At 69.8% G+C, this 22,257-nt stretch carries 35 protein-coding genes; 1 reads left to right on the forward strand and 34 read right to left on the reverse strand.

Annotated features, from left to right (window positions below; all coding sequences use genetic code 11):
- Positions 1-7: 7 nt before the first annotated feature.
- From ABEA24_RS17620 to ABEA24_RS17710, 19 genes are all read right to left on the reverse strand, one after another.
- Positions 8-424, reverse strand: a complete 417-nt coding sequence (locus tag ABEA24_RS17620) for an HK97 gp10 family phage protein (protein ID WP_345431942.1) — start codon at positions 422-424, stop codon at positions 8-10.
- Between the two features lie 4 nt (positions 425-428).
- Positions 429-860, reverse strand: coding sequence for a hypothetical protein (locus tag ABEA24_RS17625; RefSeq protein WP_345431943.1), 432 nt, complete (start codon positions 858-860; stop codon positions 429-431).
- Entirely contained in the window at positions 860-1,834 is a 975-nt protein-coding gene (locus ABEA24_RS17630) for a hypothetical protein (protein WP_345431944.1), read from the reverse strand. Before ABEA24_RS17630 ends, ABEA24_RS17625 begins: the two co-directional genes overlap by 1 nt.
- A gap of 2 nt (positions 1,835-1,836) precedes the next feature.
- On the reverse strand, positions 1,837-3,123 hold the full coding sequence (locus ABEA24_RS17635) for a polysaccharide deacetylase family protein (protein WP_345431945.1): 1,287 nt from the start codon (positions 3,121-3,123) through the stop codon (positions 1,837-1,839).
- The gene (locus tag ABEA24_RS17640; RefSeq protein ID WP_345431946.1) at positions 3,123-3,404 is read right to left on the reverse strand and encodes a hypothetical protein; all 282 of its coding nucleotides are present in this window, start codon (positions 3,402-3,404) and stop codon (positions 3,123-3,125) included. The genes ABEA24_RS17635 and ABEA24_RS17640 overlap by 1 nt, the downstream gene beginning before the upstream one ends.
- Entirely contained in the window at positions 3,404-3,814 is a 411-nt protein-coding gene (locus ABEA24_RS17645; protein WP_345431947.1) for a hypothetical protein, read from the reverse strand. Before ABEA24_RS17645 ends, ABEA24_RS17640 begins: the two co-directional genes overlap by 1 nt.
- 41 nt (positions 3,815-3,855) lie before the next feature.
- Entirely contained in the window at positions 3,856-7,122 is a 3,267-nt protein-coding gene (locus ABEA24_RS17650) for a phage major capsid protein (RefSeq protein WP_345431948.1), read from the reverse strand.
- Positions 7,122-7,556 carry a hypothetical protein gene (locus tag ABEA24_RS17655; RefSeq protein ID WP_345431949.1) on the reverse strand — a complete coding sequence of 145 codons (435 nt, stop codon included), beginning with the start codon at positions 7,554-7,556 and terminating at the stop codon, positions 7,122-7,124. The genes ABEA24_RS17650 and ABEA24_RS17655 overlap by 1 nt, the downstream gene beginning before the upstream one ends.
- Position 7,557: 1 nt before the next feature.
- A complete protein-coding gene (locus tag ABEA24_RS17660) occupies positions 7,558-9,231 on the reverse strand; it encodes a hypothetical protein (RefSeq protein WP_345431950.1) in 1,674 nt (557 codons plus the stop codon).
- Positions 9,231-9,485, reverse strand: a complete 255-nt coding sequence (locus tag ABEA24_RS17665; RefSeq protein ID WP_345431951.1) for a hypothetical protein — start codon at positions 9,483-9,485, stop codon at positions 9,231-9,233. Before ABEA24_RS17665 ends, ABEA24_RS17660 begins: the two co-directional genes overlap by 1 nt.
- Before the next feature lie 10 nt (positions 9,486-9,495).
- On the reverse strand, positions 9,496-10,905 hold the full coding sequence (locus ABEA24_RS17670) for a terminase large subunit domain-containing protein (protein ID WP_345431952.1): 1,410 nt from the start codon (positions 10,903-10,905) through the stop codon (positions 9,496-9,498).
- Between the two features lie 58 nt (positions 10,906-10,963).
- Positions 10,964-11,251, reverse strand: a complete 288-nt coding sequence (locus tag ABEA24_RS17675; protein ID WP_345431953.1) for a hypothetical protein — start codon at positions 11,249-11,251, stop codon at positions 10,964-10,966.
- A 209-nt stretch (positions 11,252-11,460) separates the two neighbouring features.
- Entirely contained in the window at positions 11,461-11,895 is a 435-nt protein-coding gene (locus ABEA24_RS17680; protein ID WP_345431954.1) for a hypothetical protein, read from the reverse strand.
- Positions 11,892-12,176, reverse strand: a complete 285-nt coding sequence (locus ABEA24_RS17685; protein WP_345431955.1) for an HNH endonuclease — start codon at positions 12,174-12,176, stop codon at positions 11,892-11,894. The genes ABEA24_RS17680 and ABEA24_RS17685 overlap by 4 nt, the downstream gene beginning before the upstream one ends.
- Positions 12,177-12,611: a hypothetical protein gene (locus ABEA24_RS17690; RefSeq protein ID WP_345431956.1), complete on the reverse strand. Its 435-nt coding sequence runs from the start codon at positions 12,609-12,611 to the stop codon at positions 12,177-12,179.
- A 2-nt stretch (positions 12,612-12,613) separates the two neighbouring features.
- Complete coding sequence (locus tag ABEA24_RS17695) at positions 12,614-14,500, reverse strand: SGNH/GDSL hydrolase family protein (protein ID WP_345431957.1); 1,887 nt, start codon at positions 14,498-14,500, stop codon at positions 12,614-12,616.
- A gap of 3 nt (positions 14,501-14,503) precedes the next feature.
- The gene (locus tag ABEA24_RS17700) at positions 14,504-15,289 is read right to left on the reverse strand and encodes a hypothetical protein (RefSeq protein ID WP_345431958.1); all 786 of its coding nucleotides are present in this window, start codon (positions 15,287-15,289) and stop codon (positions 14,504-14,506) included.
- 3 nt (positions 15,290-15,292) lie between these two features.
- On the reverse strand, positions 15,293-15,658 hold the full coding sequence (locus tag ABEA24_RS17705) for a hypothetical protein (RefSeq protein ID WP_345431959.1): 366 nt from the start codon (positions 15,656-15,658) through the stop codon (positions 15,293-15,295).
- Positions 15,655-16,002 carry a hypothetical protein gene (locus ABEA24_RS17710; RefSeq protein WP_345431960.1) on the reverse strand — a complete coding sequence of 116 codons (348 nt, stop codon included), beginning with the start codon at positions 16,000-16,002 and terminating at the stop codon, positions 15,655-15,657. The genes ABEA24_RS17705 and ABEA24_RS17710 overlap by 4 nt, the downstream gene beginning before the upstream one ends.
- Before the next feature lie 31 nt (positions 16,003-16,033).
- Between ABEA24_RS17710 and ABEA24_RS17715 the strand changes: the two genes are divergently transcribed.
- On the forward strand, positions 16,034-16,297 hold the full coding sequence (locus ABEA24_RS17715; protein WP_345431961.1) for a hypothetical protein: 264 nt from the start codon (positions 16,034-16,036) through the stop codon (positions 16,295-16,297).
- Here the strand turns inward: ABEA24_RS17715 and ABEA24_RS17720 are convergent.
- From ABEA24_RS17720 to ABEA24_RS17790, 15 genes are all read right to left on the reverse strand, one after another.
- Entirely contained in the window at positions 16,255-16,485 is a 231-nt protein-coding gene (locus ABEA24_RS17720) for a hypothetical protein (protein ID WP_345431962.1), read from the reverse strand. The genes ABEA24_RS17715 and ABEA24_RS17720 overlap by 43 nt on opposite strands.
- A gap of 134 nt (positions 16,486-16,619) precedes the next feature.
- Positions 16,620-16,922, reverse strand: a complete 303-nt coding sequence (locus ABEA24_RS17725) for a hypothetical protein (RefSeq protein ID WP_345431963.1) — start codon at positions 16,920-16,922, stop codon at positions 16,620-16,622.
- On the reverse strand, positions 16,919-17,251 hold the full coding sequence (locus ABEA24_RS17730; RefSeq protein WP_345431964.1) for a hypothetical protein: 333 nt from the start codon (positions 17,249-17,251) through the stop codon (positions 16,919-16,921). The genes ABEA24_RS17725 and ABEA24_RS17730 overlap by 4 nt, the downstream gene beginning before the upstream one ends.
- Entirely contained in the window at positions 17,248-17,673 is a 426-nt protein-coding gene (locus ABEA24_RS17735; RefSeq protein WP_345431965.1) for a hypothetical protein, read from the reverse strand. Before ABEA24_RS17735 ends, ABEA24_RS17730 begins: the two co-directional genes overlap by 4 nt.
- A complete protein-coding gene (locus ABEA24_RS17740; RefSeq protein WP_345431966.1) occupies positions 17,666-18,277 on the reverse strand; it encodes a hypothetical protein in 612 nt (203 codons plus the stop codon). The genes ABEA24_RS17735 and ABEA24_RS17740 overlap by 8 nt, the downstream gene beginning before the upstream one ends.
- Positions 18,274-18,504 (reverse strand): hypothetical protein, encoded by a 231-nt coding sequence (locus ABEA24_RS17745; protein WP_345431967.1) that lies wholly within the window; start codon positions 18,502-18,504, stop codon positions 18,274-18,276. The genes ABEA24_RS17740 and ABEA24_RS17745 overlap by 4 nt, the downstream gene beginning before the upstream one ends.
- A 66-nt stretch (positions 18,505-18,570) precedes the next feature.
- On the reverse strand, positions 18,571-19,590 hold the full coding sequence (locus tag ABEA24_RS17750) for a hypothetical protein (RefSeq protein ID WP_345431968.1): 1,020 nt from the start codon (positions 19,588-19,590) through the stop codon (positions 18,571-18,573).
- A complete protein-coding gene (locus ABEA24_RS17755) occupies positions 19,587-19,781 on the reverse strand; it encodes a hypothetical protein (protein ID WP_345431969.1) in 195 nt (64 codons plus the stop codon). The genes ABEA24_RS17750 and ABEA24_RS17755 overlap by 4 nt, the downstream gene beginning before the upstream one ends.
- Complete coding sequence (locus ABEA24_RS17760) at positions 19,778-20,119, reverse strand: hypothetical protein (protein ID WP_345431970.1); 342 nt, start codon at positions 20,117-20,119, stop codon at positions 19,778-19,780. The genes ABEA24_RS17755 and ABEA24_RS17760 overlap by 4 nt, the downstream gene beginning before the upstream one ends.
- Complete coding sequence (locus tag ABEA24_RS17765) at positions 20,116-20,259, reverse strand: hypothetical protein (RefSeq protein WP_345431971.1); 144 nt, start codon at positions 20,257-20,259, stop codon at positions 20,116-20,118. The genes ABEA24_RS17760 and ABEA24_RS17765 overlap by 4 nt, the downstream gene beginning before the upstream one ends.
- Positions 20,256-21,302 carry a hypothetical protein gene (locus ABEA24_RS17770; RefSeq protein WP_345431972.1) on the reverse strand — a complete coding sequence of 349 codons (1,047 nt, stop codon included), beginning with the start codon at positions 21,300-21,302 and terminating at the stop codon, positions 20,256-20,258. Before ABEA24_RS17770 ends, ABEA24_RS17765 begins: the two co-directional genes overlap by 4 nt.
- Positions 21,292-21,498: a hypothetical protein gene (locus ABEA24_RS17775; protein WP_345431973.1), complete on the reverse strand. Its 207-nt coding sequence runs from the start codon at positions 21,496-21,498 to the stop codon at positions 21,292-21,294. The genes ABEA24_RS17770 and ABEA24_RS17775 overlap by 11 nt, the downstream gene beginning before the upstream one ends.
- The gene (locus tag ABEA24_RS17780) at positions 21,491-21,784 is read right to left on the reverse strand and encodes a hypothetical protein (protein ID WP_345431974.1); all 294 of its coding nucleotides are present in this window, start codon (positions 21,782-21,784) and stop codon (positions 21,491-21,493) included. Before ABEA24_RS17780 ends, ABEA24_RS17775 begins: the two co-directional genes overlap by 8 nt.
- On the reverse strand, positions 21,777-21,959 hold the full coding sequence (locus ABEA24_RS17785; RefSeq protein WP_345431975.1) for a hypothetical protein: 183 nt from the start codon (positions 21,957-21,959) through the stop codon (positions 21,777-21,779). Before ABEA24_RS17785 ends, ABEA24_RS17780 begins: the two co-directional genes overlap by 8 nt.
- A complete protein-coding gene (locus ABEA24_RS17790; protein WP_345431976.1) occupies positions 21,956-22,252 on the reverse strand; it encodes a hypothetical protein in 297 nt (98 codons plus the stop codon). The genes ABEA24_RS17785 and ABEA24_RS17790 overlap by 4 nt, the downstream gene beginning before the upstream one ends.
- Positions 22,253-22,257: the final 5 nt, after the last annotated feature.

The raw sequence follows: 22,257 nt of genomic DNA on the forward strand, positions 1-22,257 counted from the left end.
CCGCTCCCTATTTCTCGAAGTCGGCCCGGATCACCCGGTCGACGGCGTTCTCGATACGTTTGGCGGCCTCGCCGGCGCGGGCGTCCGCCGCGGGTTCCAGGAACGGCCGCGCCTCCTGAGGGACCCAGCGGTCGCGGTGGCCGTACACCGGATGGCGGAACTCGCCTTGTCGGCCGCCATGCTCGAACGGGCGGGCATGCGGCGCCTTCCGCCGGTCGACGACCACCGACACGCCCGGCTTGCGCTTGGCGAAGCTCACCGACACCCGTGTCGCCCGGGGGATCCGCGTCGACCACGAGGCGTTGACGCGGGCCTGAGCCGCGACCAGCTCGCCGGCCGCGCGCAACTCGGGGCGGATCTCTTTTTTGATGTCCTTGGGGACGTCGCCGAAGTGGCGGATGAACCGCGCGATGTCGTCGGCCACTGCGTCACCTCAGATGCGACAGGAGACTGACCTGGTAGACGATCTCGGCGCGGACCTCTTCGTCGTACGGGACGACGTCGGCCTCACCGGAGGCGATCTCCGCGAACAGCAGACCCGGCACGCGCTCGCCGAGACGCGGGTCAGCGGTCAGGGCCGCCTCGATCAGAGCGCCGATCTGGACCGCCCGCGTCTCCGCTTCCTCGGCCGAGCCGCCGGGGAATGCCACGCCGACATGCAGGTCGATCGTCAGCGTCTCGGCCGGATCCGCGGCCATGTCGGCGTTCTCGCGCTCGAAGCGGGCCTTCCCGCAGAAGATGACCTCGCGCTCGGCCTCGCCGGTCCACTGGTAGAGCGCCTGGACGCCTCGAAGTGCCGGAGTGTCGGCGACGATCGCCAGCAGCGCCTTCTTGGCTGCGACGACGTTCGTGCCGGGCATCAGCGCGGCCCGCCGTGCATCAGCGAGTTCCGCTGCGGGTCGTAGTCCAGCGTCCGGGACGCAGGGATCGGCCGCCCGCCCGCCGCCCCGGCGCCAGAGCGCCGGGAGTACCGGGCGTACACCGCGTCGACCGCCGGGAGGCCGGTCTTCCACGCGCCCGGCATGTCGAGCCGGTACGTGCCGCCATCGCCCGCCGTGAAGCTCGATGCCCGATCAGGGATGCCGGTCTTGTTCGCGTTCAACAGGGACCGCAGGCGCCCCATGGCTGCGCGCTTCAGTTCGAGCGCTGGCCCGTCGAGGCCGTACTCGTACTCGACGACGACGTTGCCGTACCCTTCAGCCCAGAACAGCCCGTCGGAGCGGGAGACCAGGCTGTCGCCGCGCACAACCAGCGCGGCCAGCTCGGCGGAGGTGAACGCGACCGGCACGCCGCCGGAGCGCTGCGCCATCGACACCGACCGGATCGTGCGGACGTGCGCCGCGGTACGGTCCGGGTCCGGATGCGGCAGCACCAGATCGGCCGAGCCGGAGCCATCCACGGTGACGCGGGCGTACCGCGGGACGAAGCTGCGGTCGCAGATCCGCTCGCACTCCTCCTCGACCTCCAGCCGCTTGGCGTCCAGGTCGGCCGTCGGGTACTTGTCGCGGTCCGCGAGGGAGGCGTCCGAGTTGCGGCCCTCCGACAGGGTGAACATGAACCCGCCGACCACCTCAACGGTGTCGGTCTCGACGACCGCCGCGCCGCCGATCGTCGCCGACCAGGCGACCGCGAGCACCGTCAGGGCGGCCTGTGGCGGCAGGGCGTACGTGTACGTCCCCGTCGCGCCGTGCGTGGCCGTCCCGGACGCCACCGTCGCGCCGGACGGGTCCGTCACCGTGACCGTCACCGCGGTGGTCGAGTCCGTGGCCGTCTCGCCGACCTCGAACCGGTGCGTCAGGACCGACGCCGACGTGCGCATTACCCGGGTCTTCATGCTCACCCCCGCAGCACGTCGGCGACCGTCAGCACCTGCATCGCGTTGGTGTTGACCTTGTCGACGATGGAGTTGAAGTCGGACTGCAGGACCTTCGTCGTGGCGTCGACCGTGCCGGTCGTGCCCTGATGGAAGACCAGGACCACCCAGGAGGCGTTCGCCTTCGCCACGTCCAGCACGCCCGTCGAGGTCGTCGTCAGCGACGTCGGCGTGATGCCGCCGGCGAACGTGGAGATACCCGACAGGCCGCGGATCCGCAGCGGGTCACCCGGCACCGTGTGCTCATGCTTCGTCCGGGACGCCGTGGTGCGGGCGTAGGCGAAGTACCGCTCGACGATCGGCCCGGTCGGCTGCCCGTCCACCGTGCGCCCGAACTGCCCGAGCGGGTAGGCGTACCCATCCCCGTGCAGCCCGTTGTCCCGCATCTGCGCCTTCAGGGACCGCAGATCCGCATCCACCTGCGCGGCCGTCATCGAGGTGAGCGTGGAGGAGTGGTCGGCGTCCGTCGCAGCGTGCCCGCTGATCTCCCAGCCGCAGGAGTCCTGAAGGGCCCGCAGCTCCGCCCAGGTGAGCCGAGCAGCCGCGCCGACGCCCGTACCGACGATGTCGGCGATCACGTACACCGACGCCGGGTAGCCGTACAGGTCCAGGCGAGGCTTCAGCAGGTCCCACACCGACTGATAGGCGTCATCGAAACAGAAGCTGACGAGGCCGTTCGGGTAGGTCGCCGACGGGTCTGCGACCAACTCGACGCTCTGGAGGTGGACGGTCACCGCGTTGCCGGTGTTGTCGTCCCATGCCTGCAGCTGCGCGTCCGTGAGACCGCTCCGCGCCGGCGTCCCCGTCGTGGTCGCGTCGCCGAAGTTCAGCACGACCGTGACCCAGTCGCCGGAGGTGACGAGCGCGCTGGCCCCCTGGATGTGGAACTGCCACTTGTAGTTGCTGCCGAGGCTCGATGTCCCCAGGTAGAAGTCGAGCTCGTTCAGGTGCGTAATGTCGTCGCAGCGGACCCGCAGGCGTACGGCCTTCCCCGTGGTGTCGGGGATCGTGCCGGCAAATTTCCGCAGGTTCGATTGGGCGCCCCCGCCGCCGGTGGTGAGGCTGGCGCACTGGGTGCCGATGACCGGCAGGCCCGCGGTCGTGTTGTTGAGGTTGGAGGTCACCCCCGTGCCGTTGCTCGTCCAGCCGTGCCCGGACTGCAGCTGGGTGACGACCGAGGACGGCTGAAGGTACTTCGCCATCCGCCACGTCGGCGCATAGTACGCGGTGTAGCGCCCCGAGGATCCCATCAGCCGATCCGCACGCTGCCCGCGACCGTCCCGGACACAACCTGGACGTAGATCCCCTTCGTCGCCCACACGCCGCCCGGGTAGTACTCCCGGGCGGACTCGTTGGCGGCGAAGCCGATCTCCTCCAGCACGGTCCCGGACGCGGCCGAGGGGTTGTCCCAGATCCGCACGACGGCCGTGGACCCGGCGGTCTCCCGGATGCTGAACCCCGCGTAGAAGGCCGGGGTCGCGCTGACCGCCTGGTTCGAGCCGGTCAGCGCGACGGCGCCGGTTGCGGTCATCAGCGCGCCTGGTAGCTGATCCGGACGGAACCGGCCGGGATGACGACCCCGGACGCGGTGTGGATCATCTGGACGGTCAAGACGTCGCCGGCGTTCACCAGCAGGTCCGATGCCGTGCCGGACAGCGTGCAGTCCTCCGGCACGAACTGCGAGCTGTTCGTGGCCGCGTACGAGCGGGTGGCCGGCAGCGCGGACCCGGAGGCGTCCGCCTTGCGGTTCCGGACGCTGAGCACCGAGTAGTTCGTGCCGTTCGCGGTGACGGCCGCCGACGGCACCCACTTCACGGCGGTGACCTTCGCGTTGAACGGCACGACGAAGCCGAGCTGCTCGTTGTCGGTCGTGGCGCTGGCCATGGCCGCGACCTGCAGCGTCACAGTGTGGTCGCCGCGCATATCCCTGAGTGCAGGCATGGTGATGTGCTCCGATCTGTCGAGTTCGCCCAGGGGCCCGGTCAGAGGGTGTTGCGGTAGACGCCGCGGTGGTCGAGGACGGCCAAGCCGTAGATGTGCCTCGCCTTGTAGGTGACCTTGTCGGCGTCGAACATCGAGCCGACGGTCGGGTCGGCCTGCGTGAACAGCTCCGGGTCCTGGCGGCCGTTGTAGAAGCCCACCTCGATCGTGGGGACCGCGCTCGGGTCCGCGATCGCGTACCAGTCGTTCTGGTCGCTGTAGTAGTCGACGACGATCGGCGGCGACATCCGCGAGTGGATGTTCGGGATGTCCGAGGCGGCACCGGTCGGCGCGCCCGCCGGCATCGCGACCAGCGACGTCGCGAGCTGCCAGGCCAGTTCCTCCAGCGCCGACGGCACGATAAGCGTCTGCGGCGTGATGCTGAGGATGTCCTTGTTGTCGCCGTAGGCGGTCTGCTGCCGCATCGCGGCCCGCACCGCGCTCAGCGCCGACCCCGACAGCGCGGACGTGCCGGTGTTGCCGTGGTTGGCGTGGAACAGTGTCACGCCGTCGTAGGTAGTCGCGGCGTTCGTGGTGAAGGTGTCGAACACGAACCGGTAGAGGGTCTGCGCGGCGGCCCGGCCGAGCGCGGTCGGGATCTTCGAGATGGCGCGTACGTCGTCGTTCGCGATCATCTCGAAGGTGATCGACTCGATGCCGCCCTTCTTCGACGGCGCGTAGGTGACTTCCTCGTTGCCGGGGCTGGTCAGGTCCTGGTACGGGGCGCCCTGGTTGACCGTCGGCAGGGTCCCGTAGCCGCCGACGCGCTCGATTCGCTGGGTGCGGAAGTCGTTCAGCGGAACGATCGAGCTGACGACATTGCGCCAGATGCTCAGGTCCGGCCGGGAGTACTCGGCGATCATCCGGCGGGTGATGCTGTCGCCGAGGACGAGGTTCCAGGAGGTGGAGTCCATGCCCTCGCGGACACGGGCGACGCCCTCCTCGACGCGCATCCGGTCGCCGGAGTCGTACAGGCCGACCGACTCGCGCAGCATCACGCGGTTGACGTCGGCGTCCCAGGCAAGCGGACGGTGGCCGGTGATGTCGGCCCACGCCTGCTTGAAGGACCGGTAGCCCTCGCTGAACTTGCCTGCGAAGAACGCGTCCAGCGCCTTGACCTTTTTGTCGTGGGACTCCTGCGTGACCTTCGTGCTGGCCACGGACGGCATGAGCTGCGCCCGCTCCATCAGGCCCATCGTGCCCTTCAGCGCGGCGATCTGGTTGTCGACGTCGGCCTCGGTGAACCGGTCCGGCAGAGCGTCCCGGACACCCTCGACCACAGCAGCGGGCAGGCCTGCGTCCTCGACCTTCGCCTTGACCATCAGGCCGCCCATGAAGGAGGCCTTGTCCACGCCCGCGGCCTCGGTCTCCCGCTCGGCCTCCGGCTCGCCCTGCTCGCCGCCCGCCTCGACCTTGCGGGTCAGGCCGGCCTTCGCCAGCTCCTCGTCGGTCGCCTCGGCGAGCACGCCGAGGATGTCTTCCTTCGTCGGGGGCACGTCGTCCTCCTCATTCTCGGCGGGCTCGGTGCCCGTACCGTCCGTGTCTTCGATTCCGCCCGCGACCATGCGGGTCGCCAGGCCGCCAGCCGCCGGGTCGGCGACCAGGTCGGCACTGTTGACCTGGGTGATCGCGGTCGCTTCCTGAATCCGCAGGCCGCCCTCGGTGACCGGCTTGAACCGGGCCATGACGTCATGGGACAGCCCGATCAGCGGCGGCAGACCGGCTTCCTGCGCGGCGACCGTCGCGTCCAGGGCCTCCGCCGCGTGCGTCGCCGACGGCAGCAGGTGAAGATCCGCTTCGATGCCGCCCTCGGTCGCCTCGACGTTCCGATACGAGCCGACCAGCCCGGCGATCGTCGAGGTACGCAGCTCCTCATCGGTCCTGTGGTGGTCGTACGCGCGGGCGCCCTCGTACAGGTGCGCAGCCTCCCGCATCACCGCTTCCGGGTACCGCCTGCGGTTCTTGCTGTCCCCGTAGGCGATGATCCGCGTCCGGAACACCCGGCCGCCGTCGGCGTCCTCGCCCTTGGCCTCCAGGATCCGGCCGACGAGCTGGGCGCGCTCTTCAGCCTCGCCCGCCTTTGCCGACGTTGCCGTCATCGCCTTCACCTTCTTCTGGCCGGACCCAGCTCGGGTCGCCTTCGCCGTCGAGGCCTTCGTCAGGGACTTGCTCGAGCGCAGACGCTTCAGCAGATCCGGGGTGACCTTGCCGTCCTGCTTCAGACCGAGCGCCTTCTGCGCCTTCTTCACCGCGGCCGTGGTCAGCGGGCCCAATTTGCCGTCGACGGCCAGCTTCTTGCCGTTGCCGTCGGTCAGGCCGAGGCGGTTCAGGGCCTCCTGCAGCTGCCGGACGTGCGCGTCGCCCTTCGCGCTGCCGTAGCCGGTCCCGGTGTTGGACTTCGAGTCGTAGGACAGCGGCGCAAACTGGCCGCCGTTCGTGCTCCCGGCCGGCGCGCGCGGATGCGCCTGCGCGTTCCACGCCTCACCGGCCGCCGCGTCCTCCCCGTCGCCGTCGTCGTCCGGCGCGGTGAACTCACCCTGCATCACGTCGTCGTCGTCGTCACCGTCGTCGCCCTCCGCGGGCGCCGGTGCGTACGTACGCACCACCTCGACCGGCTCGCCGAGCGTCACCGTGCCGGCCTGGTCGATGGCGTAGGGGCACTGGAACAGGTCACCGCCGTGCTCATAGACGACGTCCGTCGTGGTGATGTCCGCGACCCACACGTCGGCGTACGGCTGCCCGGTCGCGGCCACTACCCGCTTGCGGATTGCGTCGGTGACCTCGCCGACGATGTCGGAGAACGACATCTCGCCGTCGATCATCGCCTCGGACGCCTGATCGGCGATCTGAATGCCGAGCTTCTTGGCCGCGGTGCGGATCTTCGCCTGGATCTTCGACAGCTGGTCGGCCGAATACGGCTTCTGGTTGTCGGCCTGGTTGACGTAGCTCCAGGCGGCCTTGACGTGGGCCTCTGAGTCGAGGGGGTACCGCTTCTTACCGTCCTTCTGCCACCCGGGGTCGGCGTACTCGACGTCGCCGTACGGCTTCTTCGGGTCCGACGCCTCGAGGTCGCGGCGCCCGGCGATGCTGTCCGTGGCCTCGGTGACGCGCACGGCCGCGCCGACCGGCTCGAACGTGTGCCCGCAGCTCGGGCACCTCACGGCGCCCGTACCCGCCTCGCCGCGGAAACCGGCCGTCGCGGCCTCCTGGCAGCACTGCGGGCACAGCGGATCGAAGTCCTCGCCGTGCTGGCTGTGATCGGTCGCCATCAGGACTCCGCGAGCTTCCGCAGCTTCGAGACGAGCGTCGAGCGCGGGTGCTCCCGCTCCACCTCGACCTCGAGGGCCCGGGCCGCGCGGTCGCGGTCCTCCCCGACCCAGTCCAGGACTGCGTCGGCGTTCCCGTCCGGGACCTCGCCGCCCTTGCCGTCGCGGTCCTCGGTTGACTCGCCGGCCGTCGGCTGCTCGTTCGGTGCCGCGGCCTCGCGCGCCTCGGCGAGGGCCTCCGCCGGGGCGTCGGAGCCGTCCCATCGGCGGAAGTTCGCGGTGGCCGGGTGGTCGTTGAGCGCGAACACGCCCTCGTCGGTGACGAGGCGCTCACTTCCGTCTTTGACGCGTACCGCGGTGCCATCGGCCGTGTCGGTGACCGTGACCACCTCGGTGTCGGCCAGGCCCAGGTGCCGCGCGGCCTCGAATCGATCCATGTCAACCTCTCCCTACGGGGTTCGTGCCTTTGCGCGAGCCGGCCGGGTAGCCGAACACATCCTGGAACCACGCCGACGCTGTCTTTTTCGACATCTCGACGTCGCCGTCCATGTGCTTCAGCAGGTGCTGGTACAGCTCCGTCCACGGGTGAGCGGTGCCGACCCACTTGGACAGGCCCACCGGGTCTCGGGTCCAGTAGTGGTGGAGGGTCTCGGGGTTCCCGCGTGTCGACCGGCGGCGCCGTCGCGCCTCGGCGGCCTGCGCGTCGTCGACCGCTGTGGCGACGTCGTCGGGATTCGCCTCCGGGGAGTCCAGCTCCGCGGTGTACGGGATGCCCATGTAGGACTCCCAGGCCTTCTTCGCCGCGACCCGTGCGGCCTCCGGCGACAGCGCCCCGATCTGCTGCAGCTTCTCTAGGCCCGTCGACAGGTTCAGCAGCACCTGCGCGGTGATCTGTGCGTCCGCCGCTGCGATCTCCGGGCCCGTCAGCGTCACCGTCTGCGACGCCGGGATCTCGTACGTCTGCCCGGTCCGCGGGTCCGTCGCCTCGACCATCGCCGGGATCCGCCGGGCCCGTACGGCCTGGTCGACCTGATACCGGGTCAGCTCAGCCTGGTAGCCGAGCCACAGGTTTTGGACTCCGCCCACGCGGCGCCGTACGGGCTCGGCCATCGTCATGCTGGTCGCCCTATTGGCGCCCTCCGGTTCGGCCAGCCAGTGCTTCGTGAGACCACTTCCCGCAGCGATCTGTGTGAGTACGCTCTGCGCCGCGGTGGTGTCCTCGAACGCGCCCGTGCTGACGGTCTTCGGCTCCCACTTCACGGCGGCGTTGTGGACCTCGACGGACCCGGACGGCGGGATGTGCGTGCCGCGGCGGCCCGCGACGAACTTGTCGACCTCGTCCTGGCCGCCCTCGACCGTGACGTCCCAGACCATGTAGCGGGCCAGCGCGGTCCGGTCGATCAGGTTGGACAGCACCGTGTCGTAGGAGTCGAGCTGATCCAGGATCGGGCCGAGGAAGCTGTAGCCACGGACGTCGGTGTCGAGGGTCTTGAAGCTGGCCCAGAACTGCGCCTGCCCCTCCCGAAGCCCGGTGAAGTCGTTCACCTCGACGACGCTGAGCTCTCGGCCGCCATCGCCGCCGGCCGGGCGGTCCAAGCTGACACCGATCGGCCACCAGGCGTTCCCGCCGCGCAGCTGCACCTCGCTGATCCGGCCCGGCTCGATCGGTGACAGCCGCACGACGCCGGAGATCGGCCCGGTCAGCATCTCCAGCAGGCTCTCGCCGAGCAGCAGGTGCGACCGCAGCATCAGGTCCTGGCGGTCCTTCAGTGCGTTCTTCGGGTCGGTCCAGAACTGATCGACGACCTGCCGCACGGCCGGATTCGTCACCTGGTACGACACACCGGAGTCACCGACGCAGAACGAAACGAACGTATCGATGATCGCCCGCGCCATCGGGTTCGCCCGGTACGCATTGACCGCGTAGATCCGCGCCTTCTCCGCCGTCCACCACGGGATCTCCCGGGTACCGGCCGTACCGGCAGGCCGGAAGCCCACGTCGCCGTCGATCGGGTCGACGCCGTACTGGCCGCCCAGAGCACCCGTCGCGATGAGCTGATCGGCCGTGACCGCCTCACTCGCGCGGCGCGCCGGCACCAGCCAGGGACGCATCAGGACGCCCGCGAAGCCTCAGCGACGGCGACCGGCCGGCCCGCAGTACGCCCCGCCGCCGCCCGCTCCGCCTCGGCGTGGGTCTGCGCGACGTAGGACAGCGCGGTCGCGACCACCCCGGCCGACAGCAACGACCACCACCAGTTCCCGGTCAGCCCGCCGATCGCCAGCACCACCGCGACCAGTCCGACCAGACCGACGACGTTCGCCAGCCCGCCAGCCGGGATCCGCGGCAACCGGATCTTGATCTCCATCGCGTACTCCTCAGATGTTCAGTCGGGACGTCGGCCGGTACAGGCCCCCGCCGGTCGGTACCGGTCCGGGCGGCGCGGCCGGGGCCGTCGCCGGTACGGGCGCCGGTTCGGGCTCCGGCCGGGTCGCGAACCCCCACAGCGCCAGCGAGCCGCCCACCAGCGGGCAGATGTCCACGGACAGGCCCTTGCGGGCCCACAGCCACATGTCGCCGATCTCGCGCTTCTGCGCGCCCGCCAGCGCCGCGGCGAGCGGCGCATCGTCCAGGTGCGTCAGCGACTTCGAATCCATGACCGCGTCGTAGAAGCCCTGCGCGGCGTGCGCGGCCTCCCGCGTCGTCGGCTTCGTCACCTTGACGCCCAGCGGCTCGAGCTTGCGCTCCAGATCCGGCAGCAGACTGCCGGCCGGGCCGCCCGGATCGAGCACGACCGCGCATGGCGACCAGCGCTCGGCCAGCTCCACCATCCGGTGGACCACCCACCCGGTGCCGGGCCGGTAGTCCACCGTCTCCACGTGCCGGCCGTCGCCGCCCGGCCGCGCGCCCGCCATCAGGATCGCCGCCGCCGAGCGCTCCGGGTTCGCGTCGATCGCGAACGCCACCGGGTCCGCCGCCTCCGACGTCGGGTCGAGCTGGCCGTTCCAGGCAGCCTGCGGGATGACGAGCCACTCATCCGGCGCGTCATCCGGCCACTGGTTCAGGTACGCCCGGCGGAACTCCGCTAGTGCCATGCCCTCGAACTCCGCGCGGATCGCCTCAAGGCTGACCGTGTGCCCGAGCGCCGGCATGCACGTCCGCCACGTCGCCGGGTCCGCCGGGTCCAAGCCGTCCTCGCCGCCGGGCGCCGACCACTCGAAGTAGGCCACCGAGTCGGTCAGCCCGAGCTCGCAGCGCGCCCGGCCCGCGTCGACCTTCTTCCGCAGGTACGCCGAGCGCCTCGTGCCGGCCGTCGACACGACCCATAGCTGCGGTTGCGGCCGGGTGATCATCGTCGGCCGCAGGCCCTGCTCGAGCCGGGCGTCCTCGTGGGCAAAAGCTTCATCGATGACGCCCATGTCGAGCGTCTCGCCGTGGCCCGCCTTCTCCGTGGAGGACGTGATGCCGTGCATCGAGCCGTTCCGCCACCGGATCGCCTCGGACCCGTTGCTCTTGCGCACGGTGAACAGCGGCCGGAGCGGCGAATGCTCCAGGATCTGAACGTGCTCGTCCTCCCACTTGCGCCGCGCGTCGTTCCGCGTCTGCGCGGTGTAGAGGATCCGCTGCCGTCGGCCGAACCCCTGCGCCCGGTGCACCATCGCGCACAGCAGAAGCAGCGTCTTGCCGCTCTGCCTCGGGACCGTCAGGTTCACCTCGCGGTACACCAGCAGGCCGGTGTCCGGGTCGACCTCCAGGGCGACGTCGGCGACGTGCCGCTGCCACGGCATCAACGGCTGGCCAATCAGCTCAGCGATCGCCGCGACCTTCGGCCCCAGCGTCGGCCGGTCAGTACGAGCCGTCCCCCACCGCGGAGGACATGAAAGCTTCGAGCTGGGAGGCAGCGTCACCTGCATCGGATGCCTCCTTGATCGCGGTGAGGGTTTCGCGCAGCTCCTTGGCCGTCGCGCTGATCGCCATGCCCTTCGTTCCGCTGTCCAGCGCCCGCGCCAGCCGGTACGCCGTCTCCGCCAGCGCCTTCTGCACGTCCGCGAGCTCACCGAGCTCCGCGATCGCGCCCCGCGTGGCCGCCTCAACGTCACCGAACGCAGTCGCGTCACCGTCCGTAGCGCCCATCGCGGTCACGCACCCCCGGAAAAGTGACTTTTAGTGAGGGAGAAATTTTGGAAGCGTTGGCGGCAGGTCATCCGGTCGCCACTCAAACGGACTTTGACCCGGGGGCCTGACCTGCAATAACTCTGCATCGATGCTCTGAGCTGCAGGTTTGCGGCTGCATCGACGTGACTATGAGTGATGCTCACTCTTCGTGACTTAAGCACCGAGGGTCACCAGGCTCGGGATGCCTGCTTGAGGGGCGCGCCTGCGAGTCGTGTCGCGTACCAGCGCTCTGCCACCTTCAGCGCCTCAGTGCTACGCATGCGCTTGCACCTCTCGAGCACGACGTCGCGTCCAGGGTCGAGGGTGATGATGCGTGCGCTGTGCGCCTCGTACTTCTGCCTGGCCTGTGCGCTGGGCTGGGTGTGGATGACGTATACGTCTGCGGCGTCGACGTGGCGCAGGGCTTCGGTGATGGCGGCCCACCTGGCGCGCTGGGCGACCCGGTAGACGGTGGGCGCGTGATCGTGGTCGCCTGCTGTCGGGCTGGTCATGGCGTGGGCGATGCGGTCGAGGTCGATGACGACGTCGGCGGGTCCGGCGTGCAGGTCGACCCACGATGTCTTGCCTGAGCAGGGCGGCCCGGTGACGACGGTGAGGCTCACCAGACCCTCGAGTGCTTGGGTGCTGACCAGGTGAGCTGGTCGCTCTTCTCGCGGTTGCACTTCCTGCCGCAGGTGTCGCAGCCCTTGACGCCGTGGGCGGGCCGGAGGTTGGTGATGTCGAGCTCCAGTTCGGGCGCCACGGTGCGCGGGATGACGTGGTCGACGTCGGTGGCGCCATCGTGGCCACAGAGCCAGCAGACCCGTGAGCCGCCGTGCGCCGGGTCGAGGACCTGCGCGCGGAGCCTGTTCCACGGGCGGGCGGAGATGCGGCGGGCGCTCACCTACGCCACCTGCTCGAGCAGATACCGGCCGCCGGACAGGACGTTGCAGGCGGCGCCGACGTGCTTGGCCTGCACGGTGAGCGTGCCGGCGGCGCTGACGACGATGAGGCCGTCGATCACCACGCCGCAGTTCGCCGACGCGGTGGTGACCGCCGTTGCGCCGGTGCCCGTGTTCGACAGGATGCTGTGAACCTGCGAGCTTGACCCGCCCGAGCTGGAGTTCGTTTGGATGCTGCACCGGTAGTCGACGAGGGTCGCCGTGCAGGTGCCGCCCATGGTCGGCTGCATCTGCGCGGCAGTCGTGCTGCCGGTGTAGATGTAGTACGCCCGGAAGACGTATGTCCCACCGGCGGAGACGGTGAAGGTCAAGTTCGGGATGTCCTGGAAGGACGTCGTGGTGGTGAGAGCACCACCGTTCGTCAACGTCTGCAGCATCGCTACGCCTTAATGAGCCCGATCATCGGGCATGACCCGACGACCGTCGCACCGGACGGGAACACGCTCGGCAGCGTGCCTGTGCCCTGGCCGGACAGGTACCAGGCGATCGGATTCTGATTGACGGCCATGGTCGCCCCAGCGCCGACGGTCGCCCCGAGTTTCGGCATGATGCCCCAGCCGTCCGGGCCGCCCATCCACGTGTACGTCGGCACCGTCCCACCGCCGACCACCGTCGTTTTGACGACGATCCACCACAGGCCCGGGTCCAGCGGGTAGTACAGGCCGGTCTGCTCTTTCAGGCCCGCGGCGAGGGTGATGGACGCGGCGCCGCCGATGGTTGCCTCATCCCACAGGCACTGCGGATACCCCTTGTACTCGGGGTCCTCGTAGATGCCCCAGCGGATGCTCGAGCCGGTGGTCGTCGCCGCGGTGACCTGGTTGATGGCGAGGCGTACGTAGATCTCGCGGGCCTCGGTGACCACGAACGGCATCGCGTACATGTCGCCGACGGCGCCGAGGGTCTGCACGCTCGTGGACTGGAAGTCCGTCGTGTAGTACTGGTTCGCGAACCGTGGCTTGCGGATCGCGGCGGCGACCGCCCCGGCCGTCGTCATCGACGCCGAGGGGTACGTCGAGTTCACGGGCACGAACTGGTTCACGGCGTTGTAGCACGCTGCGGCGGCCAGTCCTGCGCCGATCTCGTTGGGGTGCAGGCCGTCGCTGGCGATGTAGGTGGCGTTCTTGTTCAGGGCGGAGTCGATGTCGGCGATCTGCACCATGCCGTCGAACTCCGCCACCACGCTCGCAACGGCCGTGTTCAGGGCGGCGACGTCGGTGTCGCCGAAGCTCACCGGATAGTTCGCGTAGCCCGTGCTCGTGAGCCGTGCCGTGTTGCACACGAGGATCGGGTTCGGGGACTTGGATTCCAGGCCCCAGTAGTCGAACCTGACGGTGCCGCCGGAATCGATCGCGGTGACGGTGCAGATGATCGTCTGGCCCGCGTTCGCGCTGGTCAGGGTCGTGATGCGCTTCACGACCGGAACCTGCGCGATCCCGGCACCCGTCGGGAAGATGTTGCTCGTGCTCAGCGCGCCTGTCACCCCGGCCGTACCGCTGAACGTGATCGTCCCGCCTTTGACGCCGGCGTTCGCGATGAACTGCAGAACGACGGTCTCACCCGCGTAGTCGGACGGCAGCGTCAGGGTGATCGTCGCCGACGTCGTCGAGGTGGCGTCCCGCAGTGTCGACCCGGAGGAGAAGTCGCTGGTGCCGGTCGTCTGTGTGAAGCCCCCGCCGTAGGTCGGCTGGCCGACGGTGCCGGACGCGGGCACGTAGTTGTCGTCCCACACCACGCTCGTGCGGCAGCGGGCCAGGACAGCGCGGAGCGCCTGCTGGAATGCGGCCCGCGCCTGCGCCTGCGTCAGGCCCGTGAACGCGCCGATGTCGTTGATGCCCCAGCACAGCAGGTACGCGCCGTTGTCCGTCCAGTACGGCGCGCCGTGGATGTTCTGGCCGCCGATCTGGTAGTGCGTCACCTCCTGCATGACCTTCGCCCAGCCGGCCTGCTGGCGGCCTTCCTGGATCAGGTGCGCGCCCGCCTTCGCGTACGACCGCCAGTTCGTGAACTCCACATCGAGCATCTGCCGGAACTGCTGATCCATACGGCCGGTGGTGAACACCGTGCCGGACACGTACTGCAGGTAGGAGTGCCCGAACGCGTACCAGATCTGCGGGGACGGCGGCTTAGAGATGTAGTCCTTCGCGCCGTTGGAGTCGAGGCGGAGGAGCTTGCCGTTCGTGTCCATGTAGAGCGCGTCGAACCCGCTGGCCGGCGCGGATGGCGTGGCCTGGCGGGGGAGCCGGATGGGCGCGAGCGGCTTGGGCATCGGTCAGCCCATCACGACGACGCGGTATTGGTTGCTGGTGGGCGCGGTCGCGAACACGATCGTGACGTTGTTCGTGTCGGTGTGGGTGACGTCAGGAAGGACTTCCTCGAACGTGGAGTTGTCGTAGCAGGTGACGCCGACGTCGCGGGTGCCGAGGTTGTGCGTGACCGCGATGCTCGTCAAGGAGCCGTTCCCGATGCTCGCGGCGTACTTACGCGGCACGATCGACGTGTCGATCGAGACGGTGTCCGCGCCGACGGAGATGCCCGTGCCGGCGCCGACGTCGAGCGTGGAGCCGGTGAGCGTGAGGCCGTTCCCTGCAGTGGGGAGGGTGCCGCCGCCGACCTGCGCCCACACGATGTTCGAGCTGCCGATCGTCGGCGAGTCCGTGGTCTGGGTGTAGGCCTTGTCCGCGTTCGTCGTCCCGGACGTGACGTACACGGTCGCGGACTGCAGCTCCGCGGTGGAGTCCGCGTCGGTGGCGCGGACCGGGGATCCGGAGGACTGGACGATATAGATGCCGTTCTGGCTCTGCGTTGTCTGGTCCTTGAGCAGGATCCGGTCGCTCGTCGCCAGGGTCACGCCGTCGATCGTCTGCCCGGACGCGAACGCCGTCGCCAGGGTGCCGTTCGTGGTCGTGGCGACCCGCACCGGCTGCTTCCATGACAGGCCGGCCACGGCCGCATCAAGCTGCTGCTTGGTGACGAGATCGGTCGGGTTGGAGGCGTCGGCGGCGTTGACGGCCCGCTGGCTCTGCAGGTCGATGCCGTTCATCATCTTGCGAGCCATGAGCTATCCCACCAGCGCCTTTCCGGAGGTCGGCTGCGCGAACGTGATCGTGCAGGTATTCGGGCTGCCCTGAGCGACGTCGGCGGTGATCTCTTCGCCGGAGTCCAGCACGACGGTGACGTGCACGAGCCGGTTCAGGTTGTGCGCGATGATCCAGGTGGACGCGGGGACGCCGTTCCGGTCGTAGACGAAGACGGCGCCGCCGGCGGGCCCGATCGGGCCCTGCGGTCCGGCCGCTCCCTGGATTCCGGGGGTGGCGACCTGGAGGGCGTAGGTCGGTGTGGCGTCGACGGTGACGGTGCGGCCGGTGTTGTCGGTGACGTCGACGGTCCAGCCCTGGGTGACTTCGACGACGGTGATGTCGCTCACCGGGTCACCTCGGGGCTGAGGGCGACGCGGCCTTGCAGGAGGCGGGTGACGTCGCCGCCCGGAGCGGTGAGTTCGAGGTCGTAGACGGCGCCGGTCCAGTTGATGCCGGTGGTGGCGGTCGCGGTGATGACCAGGGCGATCTGTCCGGCGGGGCCGGTGATGGTGATGCCGCTGCCGGTGGCGAGCTCGAGCAGGACGGTGGTGGACTCGACCGAGGGCCGGATCTGCATGCGGGCCGAATAGCCGGTCAGGTCGACGGCCGCGCCGGTGGCGTCCTTCACCGTCAGGGTGGTGCGCCAGGTCGCGCCCTGCTCGATGGTGATGTCGTAGGGCGCGGCGGCCATGGTCACCCCCGCTTCCGATTCATTCGAACGCGTGAACGATGATGACCGGGTGCCCCGCCTTGACGACACGTTCGCGCCTGTCGTCCGCCTGCGCCGTGACCGGCGGTACGTCTACCTGCTCGAATGGGAGCAGCGCCCCGACGGCAGATGGCGTGCACGGGTCGTGTGGGTGACGCGCAGCCCGGCGGGCGTGTGGCAGGCGCCGGAGGCGTGGATGCCGGCCGAGGACCTCGAGCCGGTGGAGGGGCAGGACTACGGGCGGGTACCGCGCCGGCCTGCGGAACCGGACTTCTGACCGCGGTTGCGGCGGCCGGCCTGCTCGGACAGCTTGGCGGCCTGGACGATGTCGACGAGGAGGCGGTCGCCGTCCTTCGCCGTCGTGAGGCGGCCGGTGCGGGCCCAGGTCTGGATCGTGCGGTACGAGCGGCCGGTGACGAGGGCGGCGTCGTTGATGGTCCGCATGCGGGTGAGCTGGCGCGGCATCGTCACCTCCCGGGCATGGAAAAGGCCCGTGAGCTGCGCTCGAACGGGCCTGATGGTCACGGGTTTCTGGCTGAAGAGCTACTCCCGCGCTCAAATGATGATTTAAGCGCGTTGATCATGTCAACTCGACACGCTCACGAGGCGGTGAGCCCTCCGATCATCGGGCGCGGGTCGGTCAGCTGCGCGCCGAACAGGAAGCGCGTACGGCGCCGGAACTCGGCCTCGTCCCACTGGGAGGCCTGATCCGTGATCGTGAAGCCGCCCGGGTCGATGGGCGGCATGTCGGCCGCGGTGACCTCGACGACCATGTCGTCGTCGAGCCGTACGACCGCCTGGACGACCTCGCCATCCTCGTCGCGGATGACGACCTCGGGTCGTACGGCGTCGGCCGGCGGCGGCCCGTGGCGGACAACGCCGTCGAGGATCTGATCGCTCACGGCTTCCACTCCTTCGGGAGCTGGGTGTCGCAGGTGGTGCACAGGTGCGCGACGATCTCGCCGCCTGATTCGACGGGCACGACTTCGAGGTGCTTGCAGGGGCCACGCACATACTCGGGGTCGGGCTGGCCGAACCGTACGATCTCGACCCACTCCCAACGTTCGTCGAGCGGCCCGCGCTGGATTCGATAGTGCTCGGTGCGGGACGGCAGGACGGAAGCGGGGTCGTCACTCGCGGCCTCATCGTGGGTGAATGCGATGTCCGGCTCGGGATCGGCGGCCGGAGGTTTGCGGACGAACTCCGCCCTAACGTACGGCTGTTCGCTCATGCACTCGGCCCTCCATCGCCGCTCCTCCTGATCAGCAGATACACCCGTACACGTCCCTCGGGCACCAGTTCCGTCGTGCCGTCGTCGCGGCGTGCGGCATGGCCGCCGATCTCGATCTCGGGGTGCTTCCAGTGCTGAGCGCCGGTGATCCGCTCGAGCATCCTGATGACGAACTCGGCGGAGAAGGCCATCCTGACGCGCGGATGCCGGTCTACTGATTCCGTGTGGGGTTTGAGCTGTGCCCTGACTTCGAGCAGGGAGGCTCCGTCGCCGAGGCGGGTGTAGGTGATGTCGGGGTTACCGGTGACGGCCTCGATGAGGATCTCGCCGAGGGCTGCACGCACGCCTTCAATGTCTTCGTCCAGGCCGAATTCGCGGCTGAGCCAGGCGAAGATCTCGCCGAAGTCCTCGCCTTCACTCATCGGCCAGCTCCGCGAGATTCCGGGCCGCCTCGGCGACCCTGGCGCGCTGCTCGGGGGTGAAGCCGTCGAGCGCCTCACGGGCCCGCTCGGCGTTGCCCTGGACCATGAAGCCCATAGCGCCCTGCGCCCTCGTCACGAAGCTGAATTCGCCCAGCGCCTTGCCGATCTCTCGACCGGCTTGGGCGAAGGCTCGTTCGAGGTCCTGCATCTGGCGCGGCTGCTCGCTCATGCGCTCGGCCCTCCGTACTGCGCAGCGATCTCGCGGAAGCGTTCCTCGCTGATCGGTTCGTCGTTCAGGTAGTAGGCCGTGCGGCCGGGGGCGTACTCGCGGAACAGCGACGGGCCGACCTTGCCCGGCCTGATGCTCGCCGCATTGGCGGCATTCGAGGTGGGCTTCTTCCATCTCGTCGCCGAACTCGTCGATGTACCGATCGTCGACCACGCGGACGAGGGTCGGATAGCCGTCCTCGTAGCGGTGCTCGTGGCCGTTTTCGTCGGTGTAGGTCCAGTTCGGGTCCGGCTTCGGCAGGCTGCTGGTGACGTCGATCATCTCGGTCTCGACGCGCAGCTCGCCGAAGTCGCCGGTGAAGATGCTGGTGCTCATGCGCTCAGCCCTCCCAGCCGCTCGCCAGTCAGCCTGGCCAGCGCGTCGGCCGCCTCGCCGAGTTCGCGTACGACCTCATCGGGCAGGGCGTCCAGCGCCATCCGGCCACGGTTCACGAGGTCAACGCTCTGCGGCGTTCCGTTCAGCGCCACCTTGAACACGTCGATGCAGACGCTCAAGCGATCCGGATCAATCGTGGGCATCGGCTTGAACGTAGGGTTCTCCATGTCGACTCCTAGGGTCGGCCGGTCCCGGGGCGTTCGCTGCGCCGCCGGGACGCTTCGTTCATCGTCTCAGGACTGCGGGACGTCCACGAGGCCATCGAGCACGACGGGCACTTCCCAGTGTTCGTCGTAGACCAGGGCGCTCGGGTTAGATCGGTTCGCGGCCCGGCTTCGGTCGTCGTCGGGCTCGACCGGCTCGTTCGGTGTTGCCTCCTCCAGCAGCTTGACCCAGGATCCGCGCGGCCACTTGGCGGCGCACCGGGCCCACCCGATCGGCCACGACTCGCCCTCAGCGGCCGGGCCCTGGATCGGAAGCATGCCGGCGCACCACACCGCTGACGAGGCGTCCGCGCGGACACGGAGCTCCCCGCCGCACAGCGGGCAGTACACGTCCCGCAAGGGCACGATCGGCGCGTCGTACCCGGCGGCGATCCGCGCCCGAGCGACGAGGCCACGCAGGCGCGCGGCGATCCGCCGGCCGGTGTCCTCATCCGCCAGGGCGATCGTGATGAGGGTGTCCGGGGCCCGCCATCCTTCGGCGTGGAGTTCGCGGCCGAGTGCGGCGAGTTCGTCGCGGATCTCGTCGCCGGTGTGCCAGGCGTCGGCGATCGGCTCGGCCGCTTCCGGCTTCCCGCCGCCGGCCATCGGGGACAGAGCGCCGTCGGCGTCCCAGCCGGGCGAGCCGCCGGGGAGCGCGGCGCCGGTGGTGATGACGCCGGTGACGGGCCGCTGTTCGGTGCGGACGTGGACCCACCGGCCGTGTCCGCACACGCGCGGCGCGTCCTCATCGGCGGCGCGCTGGCATGGGTCGTTCTCGTCGGGTACCCAGTGGAAGACCTCGACGGGCACCGTGGACGCGGCGGCCTGGACGGTGCCGAGCTGGGTAAGGAGGCCGGGCCGGCGGGTGCGGTGTATGACGAAGTCGGGGACAACGGCGTCGCGGCGGCCGCGGTTGACGCGCCGGTAGCGGAGGACTTTCTCGTCGGTGCGGACTTCGGTGTGGAGCTGGGTGAGCAGGTCGGTGATCTGTTCGGCGGCGCTGGCCTGGCGCTCGTGCTGGCCGGTCGCGCGGGTGGCGGTGTGGGTCAACGGTCCTCCTGGCGTACGACGGCGTCGAGTCGGTGGGCGATCCATCGCACCTGGCACCACGCGCGCAGTGCCTTGTCGTGGAGCGCGTAGGCAAGGGCGGGCGGCTCGGCCCCACGACGGACGGCGCGGTCGTGGAGCGCGCACAGGGCCGACAGTGGGGGTGGCATGCAGCGCAGCTTGTCGCGGCTCACCGGTCGCCTCCGAAGGTCTCGATGGCGGCTGCCCAGGGGTCACTGTGCTCGGCGATGGCGTCGGCGAGCTCTTCGAGGGCGATGTCTTCGCGGTGCCGCTCGAGCTCGGTGTAGGCCGCTTCGTAGTGGGTGTGCGTGGGCTTGGTGGGGTCGGGCTCCTCGGGTTCGGCCTGGGTGGTGATGACGCGGATGAGCTGCGGGGGCTCGACGTTGCCGAGGCGGGCGGGCACGGGCTCCTCGGCGGCGGCCGGTTCGGGCGTCGGGCCGGGCTTGGGTTCGGCGGCCGGGGGTGTACGGCGGCCGATCATCCCGATCAGCCATGTGGTCAGGTCGCTCACTCTCCGCCCTCCTCGCTGGTAGACGCTTCCGGGTCGACCGATGCGGACGGCGGCACGTAGCCGGGCGGCAGTTCGGTGGCGATGACGATGGCTCCGGGGCCGGGCGGCACGGGCGGGCGGCGGCGCTGCTTCGGCTTCACTGTGCGGCCTCCTGGGCGTCGTGGGGCGGGTGGGGCGGCTCGGTGCCCGGGGGAACGCCTGTTCGACCGCTGGCGGGGCTCTCCGGCGGGTTCCCAGGGCAGATGAACGGGTACGGCGGGTTCGTTCCCTGGCAAGCCGGGCAGTCCTCGGCGTTCACTCGGCCGCCAATGTGGCGCGGCTTTGCGAGGGTGTCCTCGATCCGGACCTCAAGCCCGGCGGGCCCGAACCACGCGCACGACGTGATGCCTTGCCGGAACCGACTCGATGAGTCGTTCTTGGCGTCCCGCCAGTTTTCGGGCGTCCACTGCGTGGTCAACGGAACGTAGGGGTTACGCGACACGGGCCCCTGGTCTCTGAGCTGTTCGACCAAGCTGGCCGCGAACTCCCGAGCGTCCTCAACGGATCCGGTGAACACGCGAAGATCGTGGGTTCGTGACGCTACGACCACGACCTTCTCAGTGCTGGGCTCACTCAGGTCCGCGCCGCTGGGGGCGTCCAGGGCGGCTTGGAGGATGGCGAGGATCTCGCGGTGGAAGCGGTCGGTCTGCTCGCTGGTAGCGCCGAAGAGGTGCAGTGAGTGGAGCCGCTTGAATGCGCTGCGGATGGCGGCGTGGGCGGCGTCTAGCTCGGCGGTGAGGTCGTCCCAGGCTTGGCCGTCGAGGCGGCTCTCGGCTTCCTCGGCCCGGACCTTCCATCGGTCCCGTGCACCCTCGACGTCGCGCCTTTCGGCGTCGAGCCTGGAGTAGGCGCCTTCGGCCTTACGGAGCCGGTCGAAGTAGTCATCCCGCTCCTCCTCGGCCCGCTCGGCGCGCTGCATGAGTTCGCCGACGCCAGAGTCGATGGCTCGGACGATCAGGTTGGCTTCCAGCTCCCGGACGCGGTCGCGCAGCCGCTCCACCTCGGCGTCCCGGACGGCGAGCATCGTGTCGGTGTCGCGCTCGGCCGCCTTGCGGGCCATGGCCTGGCTGACGGGGTCGTCGGCGATGGACCATGAGGCGAGCAGGGCGGAGATGAGCCGGTCGCGCAGGTCGTCAGTGGGCATCGGTGGTCTCCTTCGCGCAGCGGCAGGCGCAGGGCTTCTGCTCGGCGATCTCTGGCGGCAGGGGCCACGGGTGGCCCTCGTGCTCGGCGTCTTCCTCGTCCATCCAGGTGTGAGCTTTGGGTGGGTCGAAGTGGTGGCCGAACTGGCAGGACCAGCAGCGGCTGTAGCAGACGATGGCGGTGACCGAGTCAGGCATCGGTGGCCTCCTCGGCGGCCTCGTGGGCGCTGATCGCGGGACACAGGTCCGGCATGTCGAGGCACGCCGCGACGACGCTCCGCAGGATGGCCGAGTCGGGCGGGACCTCGGCATCCCGCGATGCCTGCCTGCCCTGGACGTAGCCCATGACGGCGGCTTCCTTCATCAGCGTCCGCTCAGCCGGGGTTCGTTCTGCCAGGGCATTGGCGACTCGCCTGGCGCGGTGGCGGTCGCGCTCGGCCAGATACGCAACCAGCCCCGCGGGGATCTCGGTCGGATCAGGCATCGGTGGCCTCCCTCGGCGCGTAAGCGGTGTGCCAGGTTTGCCCGCACGCGCAGTCGTGCCAGCCGTCGCTGTCGTGGCCGTCGGGCAGCTGGCAGACGCAGGTGGCGAAGTCGTCGGCGAACTCGTCACCGCACGCGTCGCCGTCGGGCGGGTCGTGGCGGACGGGCGTGGTCACGGGTGGTCCTTCCGGGTGGGGGTGGCCTTCGCAGCGAACTTGTCGCTGGCGCGGGCGCAGGCCTGCCGGGCGGCGTCGAGTTCGTCGGCGTGCGGGTCGGGCGGCGCGCCGGTGCCGGCCGCGGCGATGACGGGCGGCGGCGGTTCGATGTGGTGCCAGTGCTCGGCCTTGAGGTCCTGGATGAAGCGCAGGGCGAAGGCGTACGGGTCCTTCAGCGTCGTGACGGGCTCGAGGCGGCGGGCGAGTTCGCGGGCGGCCCGCTCGCCGTGGGTGTCGAGGTCCGGGGCGGTCATGGTCA

The organism is Actinoallomurus vinaceus (assembly GCF_039542055.1).
Lineage (GTDB): Bacteria > Actinomycetota > Actinomycetes > Streptosporangiales > Streptosporangiaceae > Actinoallomurus > Actinoallomurus vinaceus.